Here is a 13,820-nt window from a genome sequence, read left to right as displayed (position 1 = left end):
AAAAAATGGCAAGATATAGAGGACCAGTCGAAAAGCTTGAAAGAAGACTTGGTGTCAGCTTAGCCCTTAAAGGTGAGCGCAGACTTGCTGGTAAAAGCGCACTAGACAAGCGACCGTATGCACCAGGTCAGCACGGACAAAGAAGAACAAAAATTAGTGAATATGGTCTCCAATTAAGAGAGAAACAAAAAGCTAAATTTATGTATGGAGTTTCTGAAAAACAATTCAGACGTATTTTTGATGAAGCAGCTCGTAGAGAAGGAAACACTGGTATTAACCTTGTTTTACTTATTGAGAGAAGACTTGATAACGTTGTGTATCGTATGGGATTTGCAACAACACGTCGTTTTGCTCGTCAATTAGTAACGCATGGACATATTTTAGTGAATGGGAATAAAGTAGATATTCCTTCTTATATTGTTCGTGCTGGTGACAAAGTAGAGGTTTGTGAAAAATCAAAAAACAATCCTCAAATTAAAAGAGCTCTTGAATTAACACAACAAACAGGTATCGCACCATGGGTTGATGTTGAAAGAGAAAAAGCAATGGGTATTTTTACACGAATCCCAGAGAGAGAAGAAGTAGTTATTCCGGTTGAAGAAAGATTAATCGTTGAGCTATACTCTAAATAATAAAGTAGGTAGCATATGAAAAAAATCAATACATCAGCTTACATGCCAACTGAAATTGAGGTCGAGAATATTTCAGCGAATAAGGTTCAAATTAGTGCGTATCCCTTTGAATCAGGTTTTGCTGTAACATTGGCACATCCTTTAAGAAGATTGCTTTTGGGCAGTACCATAGGATCGGCTCCAACGGCTGTAAAGATTGAAGGTGTAACTCATGAATTTGATAGCATGCGTGGTATGCTTGAAGATGTTGCTCTTTTTATCATTAATCTTAAAAATATTCGCTTCAAAATCAAAGGTGATGAGAAGCGAGTAGAAGTCAATTACTCTTTTTCTGGTCCAAAAGAAATTAAAGGAAGTGACCTTGCAAATTCTCATATTGAAATTGTAACGCCAGATACTTATTTGGCAACTATCAATGAAGATGCAGAATTCAATTTCTCTTTGATTATAGAAAAAGGTATTGGATACGTTCCAAGTGAAAATATTAGAGATCTACTTACAGATGATTATATTGCGCTAGATGCTTTCTTTACACCTGTCAAAAGAGCTGTATATGATATTGAAAATGTTTTGGTAGAAGACAATCCTAATTATGAAAAAATTGTATTTACAATTGAAACAGATGGATTGGTTTCTCCTATTGAGGCATTTAAAAATGCACTAGAAGCAATGTATGCTCAAATGTCAGTTTTTAATGGTATTTTAGACATTGCAGTAGCTCCGAAAAATGAGACTTCTCACGATAATGTTGAGCTAGGCAAATTATTACAAAGTGTTGAAGAGTTAAATCTGAGTGCACGTAGTTTTAACTGTTTAGATAGAGCAGAGGTTAAGTACATCGGTGAACTTGCTCTTATGAGTGAAACAGAGTTGAAAGACCTTAAAAATTTAGGCAAAAAATCATTAGAAGAGATCAGACAAGTTATGGAAGAGAGTGGATATCCTGTAGGATATAATTTCTCTGACGAGACAGCAAGTTTGCTCAAGAAAAAAATTGAAGATTTAAAATCTGAAGCCAATGAGGGTTAATTTATGAGACATAAGCACGGATATAGAAAGCTTGGCCGTACTTCATCACACAGAGCGGCGTTGTTGAAGAACTTGGCTATAGCTGTTATTAAATATGAAAAAATCGAGACAACACTTCCTAAAGCAAAAGAGCTTAGAGGATATGTTGAGAAATTGATTACAAAAGCTGGTGTTGGTGGCGATCATGCTCACAAAACTGTTTTTGCAGCACTTCAAGATAAAGAGTGTACAAAAAAACTTGTGAATGAGATTGCTCCTAAATACGTGGAAAGAAACGGTGGTTATACCCGTATCATTAAAACACGAATTCGAAAGGGTGATGCTGCGCCAATGGCGTTTTTAGAGCTCGTTTAATGCTATTTTTTTGGGGATGAAAAATCCCCAAAACTTCTTCAAAATTTAAGTTATTTTCCTCTTTTTTTCTTCAAAATTCCACACAAAAATTAAGTCGCTTTTAACGCAAACTATTGTTAAATTAGATACTTTGCTATAGGAGAATGTATGATACCATTTAGTGATGAAGAGTTACGTCCTGCCGTTGAAAAATCACTTGAAAAAATAAAACCAATGTTAGCTTTAGATGGTGGTGGATTGACGTTGCTAGGTATAAAAAAAGGTCGTGTTTTTGTACAATTACAAGGCGCTTGTCAAGGATGTCCCTCAAGTGGTCAAACTTTAAAATATGGTATAGAAAGACAATTACGAATTGATATTCATCCTGAATTAGAGGTTGTAAATCTATTGCCTGGAATGGAAGATGAGTTTGAAACTTTTGGAGAATAATGAAGACACATATCCAAAAAGGTATTGAAAAATTTTATGCAAAAAACTTCAAGGAAGCTCTGTTTGAATTTTCTCTAGCACTCAATGATGACCCCAAATCTTCAAAAGCACGTATAGGAGCTTTTTTATGTGACCTTGCCATGCAGCATGAAGAACAAGCACTTGCTCTGTTTGAATATTATCTCTTTAATGATGAAAAAGGAATGGAAAATTTAGAAAATCTTATTGAAGAGATGATAAGTTCCATTGAAAAACGTAGTGATAATATGAGGAAAACTTCAAAAAATGATTCGCTTGAATCACGTATTAATCTTGAAAATGGCATTAAATATGAAGATTTTCTTGCGTTAATTCAAACACGAGGAAGCTTTAAGGAAGCATTTGAAGATATTATGTTTTCAACAAAAGTCATTATTTCAAAAAAAGAGGATTTTGTTGATTTTTTGGCAAAGTTGATTGAAAATGGCTTTGTTGATATCTCCTTAAATTATCTTGAAACAGCGATTACGCTTTTCCCTAGCGATGAAGAGCTTTTATCCTTGATTAAAAAAATTGAAAAGTAACGGAGCTGTGAAGTGAAAATAGCATTTCAAAACGGTGAAAATCTTTTACATGTAAGTGATAATTCTTCAGAGTGTGATAAAGATACTTTTTTTCTTTTAACGGATCAAAATGCTAGGTATCAAGGCAATGCACAGGAGCAAGGATGTACGCATTTTATTTCGCCTACAGAGTGTTTAAGCCTTTTAGGAATTGATAAAAAGATTAAAATTATCGGTATTACAGGAACCAATGGTAAAACAACGACAGCTGCTGCTATCTACTCTCTTTTGCTTGATTTGGGTCAAAAGGTGGGTTTGCAGGGGACAAGAGGATGTTTTATTAATGAAAAACGTGTGGAGGATAAAAGTTTAACCACGCCTCCTATTTTACAAACGATTAAAAATCTAAAAATGGCAGTAGATGAGGGGTGTGAGTACTTTGTCATGGAGGTTAGCTCTCATGCGATTGTTCAAAATCGTATTGATGGGCTCTTTTTTGCGCTTAAAATTCTTACCAATGTCACACAAGATCATTTAGATTTTCATAAAACAATTGATGAGTATATCGCTGTGAAAAGTCGTTTTTTTGAAGATGAAAGTCTAAAGCTGATAAATAGTGATGAGCGCCATATTCGCTTTAATCGCATCAATGCTTTTACGTACGGTATTGAGCATCCTGCTACCTATAAAGTGCTTGCTTACTCTTTGAAAGAGGGGATTAGCGCAGCTATTGCCAAAAAAGAGAAGGTGTATGATTTTGAATCCTCTTTGCATGGTTTTTTCAACCTTTATAATCTTTTAGCAGCCATTAGCGCTGTGGATTTATTGCATGTTGCAGGAATGGAAGAGATTTGTGAAGCAGTTTCTCACTTTGGTGGTGTGGAGGGACGTATGCAAGTGGTTTCTCAAGATCCTTTGGTGATTGTTGATTTTGCACATACGCCTGATGGTATGGAAAAAGTACTAGAGAGTATGAAAGATAAAAATTGTATTGTCGTTTTTGGTGCGGGTGGAGATAGAGATCGAACAAAGCGTCCAAAAATGGGAGCTGTTGCAGAACGGTACGCAAAATGGATGATTGTAACGAGCGACAATCCTCGTTCTGAAAATCCCGATGCGATTATTGAAGAGATTGTAGCAGGAATCCAACGCACAGAATCTTTACATGTAAAGGTCGATCGCTATCAAGCTATTGAAGAAGCACTTGGTATGCAAAAGAAGAGTGATGTTGTTTTGATTTTGGGAAAAGGCGATGAGACGTATCAAGAAGTTGCTGGAGTGAAATATCCTTTTGACGATAGAAACGTTGTTCTCGAAATCCTTGCACGATTAGCTAAGCAAAAATAGGGTAAAATAAAAAAATTTCTTAAAGTCTAAAGAGGTAGAAGAGCGATGACGCTTGAGATGTTGTACAGTAAAATTCACAGGGCTACGGTGAGTGATGCGAATTTAAATTATGTAGGTTCTATCACGATTGATAAAGAGTTGATAGAGGCTTCTCATTTAAAAGTAGGTCAAAAAGTAGAAGTGGTCAATATTAATAACGGTGAGCGTTTTACAACGTATGTTATTGAGGGAAAAGCAGGGCAAAAAGATATTTGTCTCAATGGTGCGGCTGCTAGAAAAGCACATATTGGAGATAAAGTGATTATTATGGCGTATGCGCACTTGAGTGAAGAAGAGATTGAAACATTTAAGCCAACGGTTGTGTTAGTGGATGAGAAAAACGCGCTGGTGGAAGTGAGAGATTATATCTAATGTTTGAAAATTTTGATTTATCCAAAATGAGTGCGATGCTTGAAGAAGCACAAAAACAAGCTCAAAAAATGCAAGAAGATGCGGCAAGTAAAGAATTTACAGCAAAAAGCGGTGGAGGACTTGTTAAAGTCAGCATGAATGGTCATGGTGAAGTCATTGATATTGTCATTGATGATTCACTCTTAAGCGATAAAGAATCTTTGCAGATTCTTCTGATGAGTGCTATGAATGATGTTAGTAAAATGGTTGAAGAGAATAAAAAATTAGCGACAACTCAAATGCTCTCTCAGTTTGGAGGATTTGGCGCAACGTCATAAGGAGTTTTATGTGAAACGTATTAGTTTTTTATGGGTAATGGTCGTTTGCACTCTTTTTGCGGCAGAGGCTCCTGTAGTGGCAAATAAAGCAGAGTTTGTCTATCCTGATTTCTCACAATGTTATGAAAAAAATAAGGCTTCTATTGTTTATTTTGGAACGACAAGGGCGATTGCGGTAAGTGAAAAGTATGCCGTGGCTTATTCAAAAGAGAAACCCAATGTTCCTTTTGTAAAACATGACTATCTCTCACACCTTTATTTATTCGAATCTCCTAAACCGCTTATGCCTGTGAAATTAAAAACAACGCATGAATTAAAATTGGGTGAGTGGCTAGGAAGCATGACAGATAAATCGATTATTGCGGTGAATGCTTCTAAGATAGGAAAAAGTGCCAATGACTTCTTTGAATTTGGTGGTGCGGGTGAAGCTAATGCTGTTGTGGGTGGCTTGTGTTGCGAAATGTATGGGCTTGGAATTGGGGATAAATTTTTTATAGGAAGCGAGGTCTTGGAGCAGTTTGTTCAGGGCAAAACAGCTTCCTTCCCTGAACTAGGTGTACGCATCGTTGATGCTAATGAAAGTGTTCAGGTTGATTTTGTAGATCCAACTTTTAAAGAAGCTCGTTTAAAAGCAGGAGATAGAATTACACTTTTGAATGGTAAAAAAGTGAGCAATGTTCAAGAATTTGGTGAAGTTTTAAAAAGTTTTAAAGACTTAAGTAAGGTCAGTGCACAGGTTCAAAGAAATAGCGCATGGATTGAAGAGAATATTTTAGCACCTAAAGTTCAACCTAAAAAAGTAGCACCTCCCAAAGTTAAGAAGAGCGCTGTTCCTAAAAAAGAGAGTTATTTGCAAACGAAGGGCTTTAGTTTTGATAACGATTTGAGGATTACACAGATTAAGCCTGGTTCATTTGCTGAGAAAAGTGGGCTAAAAATAGGGGATCGTTTGATGCAGGTAGAAACAACCCCCATAAGCCGAGTTTCGCAAGCTGATGAGTCTTTGCGTAACGTAGGAAATCGTGAGATACATCTTCTTTTTGATCGTGATGATTTTCAATTTTTTGTTACGTTAAAACGTTAAAAGGGTTATCTTGAGTTCTAAAGCGATTGTTGAAAAATTTGAAGCTTTTTTAAAAAGAGAGCTTCCTGTGGTGGAGAGCTTTCATCCTCATTTTAATCAAGCTTTTGGTGAAATGCTTGATGTTGGGGGAAAACGTTTTCGCCCTTTATTACTTTTAAGTGTTGTGGAGGCAAGTGCTCCCTTACTGTTTGAAAATGCGTTACATGTAAGTTTGGGTTTAGAGATGATGCATACGTATTCATTGATTCATGATGATTTGCCATGTATGGATAACGCAGCTTTAAGGCGTGGTCATCCAACGTTACATGTAACGTACGATGAGACTACGGCTGTTTTAATAGGAGATGCATTAAATACGCATGCTTTTTATAGGATAGCCAATGCTCCTTTAAGTGCTGAAATCAAGGTACGCCTTGTTTCTATTTTAGCGGGTGATGCAGGTATCTATGGCATGGTTTTGGGTCAAGCGTTGGATTGTTTTTTCGAAGATAAACGTTTAGATGTAGAGCAACTCAGTTTTTTACATGTTCATAAAACAGCTAAACTCATTGCGGCTTCACTTTTGATGGGTGCGGTCATTTGTGAATTGGATAAAGCAACACAAGAGACAGTGTATGCTTTTGGTTTACGATTGGGGCTTTTGTTTCAAATTCAAGATGACATCATTGATGCAACACTGAGCGCTGAGGAAGCAGGAAAGCCGACTCAAAATGATGGGCATAAAAACTCCTTTGTGAATCTTTTAGGATTAGAGGGAGCTATCATGGAAAAAGAGAAACTTTTGCATGAGCTTGAAGAGGCGTTATGCAGACTTGAAAAGCCTTTAGCGCAGAGGCTTCAAATGATTATGCGTGATTATTTTAAAGTTTAATTGGGGATAGAGAATGGAAAATAAAAAGTTATTGAAAAAACAGGCAGACACGATACGATTTTTAGCAGCGGATATGGTGCAACGTGCCAATAGTGGACATCCAGGTGCTCCCATGGGACTTGCTGATATTGTGACTATTTTGGCTAGACATATTCACCATAATCCTAAAAATCCAAAATGGTTAAACCGTGATCGTCTGATTTTTAGTGGTGGACATGCTTCAGCCCTTGTGTATTCGTTTTTACATTTAAGCGGTTATGATTTAAGTATCGAGGATTTGCAAAATTTTAGGCAATTAGGCAGTAAAACACCAGGTCATCCAGAGTACGGTGATGTACCAGGGGTAGAAGTGACAACAGGGCCTTTGGGGCAAGGTATCTCTAATGCCGTTGGTTTTGCGATGGCTGCTAAGTATGCGGCACAGGTCTTAAATAAACCAGAAGCCAATATTATCTCTCACAAAGTCTATTGTTTATGTGGAGATGGCGATCTTCAAGAGGGCATGAGTTATGAGGCATGTTCGCTTGCAGGGCATTTAGGCTTAGATAATTTAGTGGTCATTTACGATAGCAATGCTATTACTATTGAAGGTGATACTTCTATTGCGTGGAGTGAGGATGTAAAACATCGTTTTGAGGCGCAAGGATGGGAAGTTTCTCGTATTGATGGGCATGATTTTGATGAAATTAATGCGGTCTTAGAGCAAGCAAAAGGGCAAACAAAACCTTATTTGATTATTGCAGATACCATCATTGCTAAAGGTGCGTGTGAGATGGAAGGAAGCCATCATGCACATGGAGCACCTCTTGGTTGTGAAGAGATTAAAAATGCAAAAATGAAAGCAGGTTTTGATCCAGAGCTTAGCTTTGTCGTTGATGAAGATGTTAAAGCACGTTTTAGCTGTGCTCTTGAAAAGGGAGACTTAGCTGAAGCGCAATGGAATGCGATGCTTAAAAACAACGCAACACAGGAACAAAAAGAGCTTCTTGAAGCCCTTTTAAACCCTGATTTTTCAAAGATTGAGTGGCCTTTATTTGAGAGTGATGTGGCAACTCGTGATAGCAATGGGAAAATTCTCAATGCGATTGCCAAAGCGATTCCTGGGTTTTTAGGAGGAAGTGCGGATTTAGGACCTTCCAATAAAAGTGAATTAACAGGCATGGGAGATTTTCCATTTGGACGTAATATCCATTTTGGTATTCGTGAACATGCTATGGGGGCGATTGTGAACTCGTTTGCTTTATATGGGCTTTTTATCCCTTATGGCGCAACCTTTTTTATCTTCAGTGATTATATGAAGCCTTCTGTTCGTCTCGCAGCGCTTATGAAACTGAAAAACTTTTACATCTGGACACACGATAGCATTGGTGTGGGTGAAGATGGTCCAACGCATCAGCCGATTGAACAACTCAGCCAATTTAGAGCACTTCCTAATTTTTATGTGTATCGTCCATGTGATGGTAGAGAAAATGTAAAAGCGTGGCAAAAAGCCCTTCGTATGCAAGCACCTGCTGCGTTTGTGTGCTCTCGTCAAAAACTTAAAGCGTTGAAAGATGAGAGAGTCTATGGGGATGTGGAAAATGGGGGTTATTTGCTCACGAAACGAGACCATGCACGTGTCACGTTGATGGCCAGTGGAAGTGAAGTCTATCTTGCGCTTCAAGTAGGTTGTCGTTTGGAAAAATTGGGGGTGGATGCCAACATTGTGAGTGTTCCTTGTTTTGATCTGTTTGTCGAGCAAAGCAAGGCGTATATTAGCACAGTGATTGATTCAAATACCAAAGTCATTGCCATTGAGGCCAGTGCGGGGAATGAGTGGTATCGTTATGCAGATGAAGTGATAGGTATGAAGCGTTTTGGTGCGAGTGCCCCTGCTGAGTTATTGTTTGAGAAGTTTGGTTTAACGCCTGAGCATGTGACTGAGAGTGTGTGTGGTTTTTTGAATATACCGTATGAAAATGCGGGTGTGAATTGTAAGCAGTAAACATGGAAAAAGTTATTATTTTTGATTTAGATGGCACACTTTTAGATACACTCGAAGATATTGCGATTAGTGCAAATTTTGCGCTGACACAATTAGGTTTTGAACCACAAGAGACTCAAAAGTATCGTTATTTTGTCGGAGAGGGCGTCTTTAAGCTTTTTGAGAATATTTTTGCCTCTCAACCTCAAAGTACAGAGACAATTCAAAAAGCGGTAACGTTGTTTGAATCACACTATGCGAAGCAGTTTAATCAAAATACGAAGTTGTATGAAGGGGTGAGCAAACTGCTGACCTTTCTTCAAACGCGCGGTTTTAAAATGGCCATTCTCTCCAATAAACCAGATAGTTTTACTAAAATGTGCGCGGTAAAATATTTACGTCAATGGCACTTTGAAAGGGTTTTTGGTATTCGAGAGGGTGTGCCACGAAAGCCTGATCCTAGCGCTGCTTTAGAGATTTGTGAATCTTTACATGTAAAGCCTGAAGTGTGTTATTATTTGGGTGACACGATGATTGATATGCAAACAGCCAATCGTGCTGGTATGATGGCTATTGGTGCGTTGTGGGGATTTAGAGATGAAGATGAGCTTTTAGCGCATGGGGCAAAACAGATTGCAAAAACACCCAGCGAGGTGATTAAACTCCTCGCTGAAGTGTGATGAATTAGGATTTAAACTTTCCTAATTCATTGTTAAGATTTTCTGTCATGGCATGAAGGTGCTCACTGGCTTGTGAGACGTTATCAATACTCGTGACATTCTCTTTTGAAATCACATTGATTTTCTCGATTTCTTCTACCATGCCTTTAATTTGTGTAGCTGTGTGAACAAAATTATTAACCGTTGCATGGGCATTTTCAATCGTTTTTTGAATCGTAGTATCGATGGCATTCATTCCATTTTGCAGTTCAATAGAGATGGACGCTAGTGTGTTGACTTCTGCTGCGTTATGCGAAATATCAGTATTTGCATCCATAATGGATTGAACTACCACATTAATGGTTGCATCAATTTCCACTAAACTTTTTTGCGTACGCTCTGCTAATTTTCTCACTTCATCAGCAACGACCGCAAAGCCCCTTCCATGTTCCCCCGCACGTGCCGCTTCAATCGCCGCATTCAGCGCCAAAAGATTCGTTTGATCCGCAATATCTCGGATGATATTTAAAATTTCTTTGACCTCATTTGCGTTGTGACTAACGGTGTTAAGGCGTTCCGCTAAACTTTGCTCTTTCACCGCTGTTTCTTGCATGGTGCGCTCTAAATGTTCGGCTTGGTTTTTGACTTGGTTAATGTCCTGCTGTGTTTGACGCAACGCTTCTTGTGATTGAGTGGCTTTGGTCACAGAGTTTTCAATAGCATGGGTAAGCGCAATACCACTCTCTTTTGTTTTGCTGACAATACGAGCTTCTGCGTCTACATTTCGTACGACTTCAGAAGCGGTACGGGAGAGTTCTTCAGAAATGGAAGCGTTTTCATTGCTGATCTCTTTTGATTTTTTGACAATTTCATGCAATTTTTCAATAAATCGATTGATGTTTCCAGAGACTTGACCAAATTCATCATGACTGCTTGCCTTTAGGCGTTGTCGTAAATCTCCTTCTGAGCTTGAAAGGTCTTTGACGACATTATTGAGTTGATCAAGGGGTTGAAGAAGCATCTTAATCAAGAAAATCATAATACCTACAGAAACCACCAGCATTAAAATTCCTATGAAAAAAAGTTCTTTGACTTGGGCATCTAAAAATGCATAAGCTCTCTCTTTTTCAAAGACAATTCCTGGTGTCCAATTTGTTTCTTCAGAGGCTTTATAGGCAAAAAGTTTATCACTGCCCAAATGGTACTCAATAATTCCCTCCGCATCCCCTTTAAGCTGTGAAGCTAAAACAGACTCTTTACCTAAACGTGCAGGATCTGGATGGGCAACAACAGTTTTTTTAGCATCCAAAAGCATGCCATAGCCACCGTTGAAGTTAATATCACTAACGGCTTTAACGATGTGTGTCAATTCAAAAGAGCTGGCAATCACACCAATAATTTTCCCATCTTTGACAATAGGCGCCATAACCGCAACCAAGTCAATAGGATCTGCTGTTCCTTTGTAAATATCTGTCATACCCGCTTTACCTGTTGTCTTACCCATAATATACCATGGACGTTTTCGTGGGTCAAAACCAGCTTTAGGTGTGGTATTGCTACCGTAAATCATAATGCCTGAGGATTCAATACCCACAAAGGTATCACGGCTTTCTGAGGCTTGGGTGGTCTCTTTTAGAATCGCTTTTATCTCAGCTTCGCTCATCGTCTCAATGTTGCTTAACATTCTTGCTGAGCTTGAAAGATTCTTTTTCTTACTGGCTACCCATAGATCAATATAATCTGTTAAAGACCGAGACGCCATTTTAAGTGTTGCCTCAACTTGTGTGATGCTGTTTTTCTTTGTATCGACATAACTGACAACGCCAAATGCCATAAGACTGATACAAATTAACAGAGAAATAATCAGCGTGACTTTTGTTTTGAAGTTCATCATCTCTTCCTTTTTATGATGGTTTATATGTTTTGTACTTTGACTTACATCTGCTTTAGTATAACAGAATCTTGAAGCAAAAAATGAGACTTTTAGAAGTTGTAACATTTATATGTTACAAATCAGTGATAAACTAAGTAAAAAGGGAAAAGAGTTAGCAAGCGAGGGTTCGCTTGCTAAGAGAAAGAGCGTTACATGTAAAGCTTTACGACTTAAACTTCCCTAATTCATTATTGAGGTTTTCAGTCATAACATGGAGATGCTCAGAGGCTTGTGAGACATTATCAATGCTTCCGACATTCTCTTTAGAGATGACATTGATTTTTTCTATCTCATCGACAATCTTTTTAATCTTAGATGCGGTATCAATAAAGTCATTAACGGTATGATGAGAATCATCAATGGTTTTATGAATAATGTTAGCTACACTGTTCATGCCATCTTGCAGTTCCACAGAGATAGAGGCTAAGGCATTGACCTCTTGTGCGTTAGCGGTAATATCCGTATTGGCATCCATAATGGATTGAACCACGACATTAATGGTCGCATCAATCTCCACTAAGCTTTTTTGGGTTCGCTCAGCGAGTTTTCGTACTTCATCTGCAACCACAGCAAAGCCACGTCCATGTTCTCCAGCCCTTGCTGCTTCAATGGCGGCATTAAGCGCTAACAAATTGGTTTGGTCTGCAATATCTCGAATGATATTTAAAACATCTTTGACCTCATTGGCATTATGACTCACGGTATTAAGGCGTTCGGCTAAATTTTGCTCTTTGGCTGCGGTGGCTTGCATGGTGTATTCTAGTTGTTCCACTTTGGTTTTAACATCACTGATATCTTTTTGGGTATCAGAGAGTGCTTTTTGAGAATCTTTGGCTTTAGAGACAGAGTTTTCTATACTTTTTACTAAAGAAATACCTTCTTCTTTCGTATGTTCAACAATACGAGATTCTGCATCCACATTGCGTACGACTTCTGAAGCAGTACGAGAAAGCTCTTCAGAGATAGAAGCGTTTTCATTACTGATAGTTTTTGATTTTTTGACAATCTCATGAAGTTTTTCAATAAACTTATTGATATTACGTGAGACTTGGGCAAATTCATCATTGGCTGTGGCACTTAAGCGTTGTCTTAAATCTCCCTCACTGCTGGAAAGCTCTTCTACCACACCATTAAGGTTATCGAGTGGTTTAAGTAGGGCTTTAATGAGCAGAATCATGATACCTATGGAGAGGATGAGCATGATGATGCCCACTAAGAGTTGTTCTTTGACTTGGGCGTTTAAGAAGGCGTAGGCAGTCGCTTTATCAAAGGTAATGCCTGGTTTCCAGCCACTCTCTTCGGAGACTTTAAAGGCGAAGATTTTGTTGCTGCCATTAAATGTATATTCAAGTAGCCCCTCTTTTTTGTTGGCAAACTCTTTATTTAATGCCTCTTTTATAGAAGACTCTTTGCCGAGTAATTCTTTATTAGGATGAGCTACAATCACATCTTTCGTATCCAGAAGCATTCCATAGCCACCATTAAAATTAATATCACCAATCACTTTAAAAAGCGAGGCTAACTCAATATCAATGGATACAACACCTACTAGCGCATTGTTACGATAAATGGGTGCCATAACGCTGACCAAATAAGCTTTAATAGAGGAGCCCATATAGGCATCCGTAATAGCAGGTTTACCGACACTTTTGGCTTGTATATACCAACCTCGAGCACGAGGATCGTATCCCTCAGCAGGTTTTTTGCCACTGTCATAAATCATTCTACCATCTTCGTATCCTACAAAGGATTGCACAGCTCCTAAAGATTTTGTTAACTCCTTCAATCGCTCTTTCAGTTCAACGTCATCCATGCTTGGATTTGCGGCAAGGCTTCGTGCGACACTTTCAACGGCACTCTTTTTTGATGAAATCCATAAATCAATATAATCAGTCAGTGAGCGTGATGCCATTTGCAGGCTTTGTTCTATTTGCACGACACTGTTCTTTTTGGTATCGATGTAACTAAAAAATCCAAAAATACTTAAACTAAGTGCCATAAGTACAGCTATGGTTAAGGTGATTTTTGTCTTAAAATGCATGGATGACTCCTTTAGAATGTTAGACTTCTTTCATAATTTATTGAAATTATTAATTTAATTTTAGAACTTCAAAAAGACTTAAAAAAGACTTTTAACTCTTTTTACATGTAAAGAAGTATAACCTAAAAAGATTGCGAATGAATGACAGACGTTTGAGCCTGTTTTTGAGGGCTTAATGCCTAAAGAAACAACAAGCATAGTTTTGTTA

At 38.1% G+C, this 13,820-nt stretch carries 14 protein-coding genes; 12 read left to right on the top strand and 2 right to left on the bottom strand.

Annotation, left to right across the window (positions count from 1 at the left end):
* Positions 1–5: 5 nt before the first annotated feature.
* The 12 genes from rpsD to SDEL_RS09770 all read left to right on the top strand — a co-directional run bounded on the left by rpsD (position 6) and on the right by SDEL_RS09770 (position 9,659).
* Positions 6–632 carry a 30S ribosomal protein S4 gene (rpsD, locus tag SDEL_RS09825; RefSeq protein WP_012857706.1) on the top strand — a complete coding sequence of 209 codons (627 nt, stop codon included), beginning with the start codon at positions 6–8 and terminating at the stop codon, positions 630–632.
* Positions 633–647: 15 nt separating this feature from the next.
* The gene (locus SDEL_RS09820; protein WP_012857705.1) at positions 648–1,661 is read left to right on the top strand and encodes a DNA-directed RNA polymerase subunit alpha; all 1,014 of its coding nucleotides are present in this window, start codon (positions 648–650) and stop codon (positions 1,659–1,661) included.
* 3 nt (positions 1,662–1,664) lie between these two features.
* The gene (rplQ, locus tag SDEL_RS09815; RefSeq protein ID WP_012857704.1) at positions 1,665–2,015 is read left to right on the top strand and encodes a 50S ribosomal protein L17; all 351 of its coding nucleotides are present in this window, start codon (positions 1,665–1,667) and stop codon (positions 2,013–2,015) included.
* 147 nt (positions 2,016–2,162) lie between these two features.
* On the top strand, positions 2,163–2,444 hold the full coding sequence (locus tag SDEL_RS09810; protein ID WP_012857703.1) for a NifU family protein: 282 nt from the start codon (positions 2,163–2,165) through the stop codon (positions 2,442–2,444).
* Positions 2,444–3,007 (top strand): hypothetical protein, encoded by a 564-nt coding sequence (locus tag SDEL_RS09805; protein ID WP_012857702.1) that lies wholly within the window; start codon positions 2,444–2,446, stop codon positions 3,005–3,007. The genes SDEL_RS09810 and SDEL_RS09805 overlap by 1 nt, the downstream gene beginning before the upstream one ends.
* Positions 3,008–3,019: 12 nt before the next feature.
* Positions 3,020–4,333, top strand: coding sequence for a UDP-N-acetylmuramoyl-L-alanyl-D-glutamate--2,6-diaminopimelate ligase (locus SDEL_RS09800; protein WP_012857701.1), 1,314 nt, complete (start codon positions 3,020–3,022; stop codon positions 4,331–4,333).
* Between the two features lie 45 nt (positions 4,334–4,378).
* A complete protein-coding gene (gene panD, locus SDEL_RS09795) occupies positions 4,379–4,744 on the top strand; it encodes an aspartate 1-decarboxylase (protein WP_012857700.1) in 366 nt (121 codons plus the stop codon).
* Positions 4,744–5,061, top strand: a complete 318-nt coding sequence (locus SDEL_RS09790; RefSeq protein ID WP_012857699.1) for a YbaB/EbfC family nucleoid-associated protein — start codon at positions 4,744–4,746, stop codon at positions 5,059–5,061. The genes panD and SDEL_RS09790 overlap by 1 nt, the downstream gene beginning before the upstream one ends.
* A gap of 10 nt (positions 5,062–5,071) precedes the next feature.
* Entirely contained in the window at positions 5,072–6,145 is a 1,074-nt protein-coding gene (locus tag SDEL_RS09785) for a DUF7488 domain-containing protein (RefSeq protein WP_012857698.1), read from the top strand.
* Positions 6,146–6,170: 25 nt separating this feature from the next.
* Complete coding sequence (locus tag SDEL_RS09780) at positions 6,171–7,016, top strand: polyprenyl synthetase family protein (protein ID WP_425352959.1); 846 nt, start codon at positions 6,171–6,173, stop codon at positions 7,014–7,016.
* A 13-nt stretch (positions 7,017–7,029) separates the two neighbouring features.
* Positions 7,030–9,000 carry a transketolase gene (tkt, locus tag SDEL_RS09775; protein WP_012857696.1) on the top strand — a complete coding sequence of 657 codons (1,971 nt, stop codon included), beginning with the start codon at positions 7,030–7,032 and terminating at the stop codon, positions 8,998–9,000.
* A 2-nt stretch (positions 9,001–9,002) separates the two neighbouring features.
* Positions 9,003–9,659, top strand: coding sequence for an HAD family hydrolase (locus SDEL_RS09770; protein ID WP_012857695.1), 657 nt, complete (start codon positions 9,003–9,005; stop codon positions 9,657–9,659).
* 4 nt (positions 9,660–9,663) lie between these two features.
* Here SDEL_RS09770 and SDEL_RS09765 read toward each other — a convergent pair whose 3' ends face one another.
* Positions 9,664–11,529 carry a methyl-accepting chemotaxis protein gene (locus SDEL_RS09765; RefSeq protein ID WP_012857694.1) on the bottom strand — a complete coding sequence of 622 codons (1,866 nt, stop codon included), beginning with the start codon at positions 11,527–11,529 and terminating at the stop codon, positions 9,664–9,666.
* 205 nt (positions 11,530–11,734) lie between these two features.
* Positions 11,735–13,612, bottom strand: a complete 1,878-nt coding sequence (locus SDEL_RS09760) for a methyl-accepting chemotaxis protein (RefSeq protein ID WP_012857693.1) — start codon at positions 13,610–13,612, stop codon at positions 11,735–11,737.
* Positions 13,613–13,820 lie beyond the last annotated feature (208 nt).

Source organism: Sulfurospirillum deleyianum DSM 6946 (assembly GCF_000024885.1).
In the GTDB taxonomy this organism is placed as follows: domain Bacteria; phylum Campylobacterota; class Campylobacteria; order Campylobacterales; family Sulfurospirillaceae; genus Sulfurospirillum; species Sulfurospirillum deleyianum.
Note: the sequence above shows the minus strand (reverse complement) of the source record. Positions and strands in the feature narration are given on the sequence as shown.

Coding starts and splice junctions, on each gene's coding strand:
- SDEL_RS09760 (WP_012857693.1), bottom strand. CDS start 13,612: ATGCATTTTAAGACAAAAATCACCTTAACCATAGCTGTACTTATGGCA.
- SDEL_RS09810 (WP_012857703.1), top strand. CDS start 2,163: ATGATACCATTTAGTGATGAAGAGTTACGTCCTGCCGTTGAAAAATCA.
- rplQ (WP_012857704.1), top strand. CDS start 1,665: ATGAGACATAAGCACGGATATAGAAAGCTTGGCCGTACTTCATCACAC.
- SDEL_RS09765 (WP_012857694.1), bottom strand. CDS start 11,529: ATGAACTTCAAAACAAAAGTCACGCTGATTATTTCTCTGTTAATTTGT.
- SDEL_RS09790 (WP_012857699.1), top strand. CDS start 4,744: ATGTTTGAAAATTTTGATTTATCCAAAATGAGTGCGATGCTTGAAGAA.
- panD (WP_012857700.1), top strand. CDS start 4,379: ATGACGCTTGAGATGTTGTACAGTAAAATTCACAGGGCTACGGTGAGT.
- rpsD (WP_012857706.1), top strand. CDS start 6: ATGGCAAGATATAGAGGACCAGTCGAAAAGCTTGAAAGAAGACTTGGT.
- tkt (WP_012857696.1), top strand. CDS start 7,030: ATGGAAAATAAAAAGTTATTGAAAAAACAGGCAGACACGATACGATTT.
- SDEL_RS09820 (WP_012857705.1), top strand. CDS start 648: ATGAAAAAAATCAATACATCAGCTTACATGCCAACTGAAATTGAGGTC.
- SDEL_RS09770 (WP_012857695.1), top strand. CDS start 9,003: ATGGAAAAAGTTATTATTTTTGATTTAGATGGCACACTTTTAGATACA.
- SDEL_RS09805 (WP_012857702.1), top strand. CDS start 2,444: ATGAAGACACATATCCAAAAAGGTATTGAAAAATTTTATGCAAAAAAC.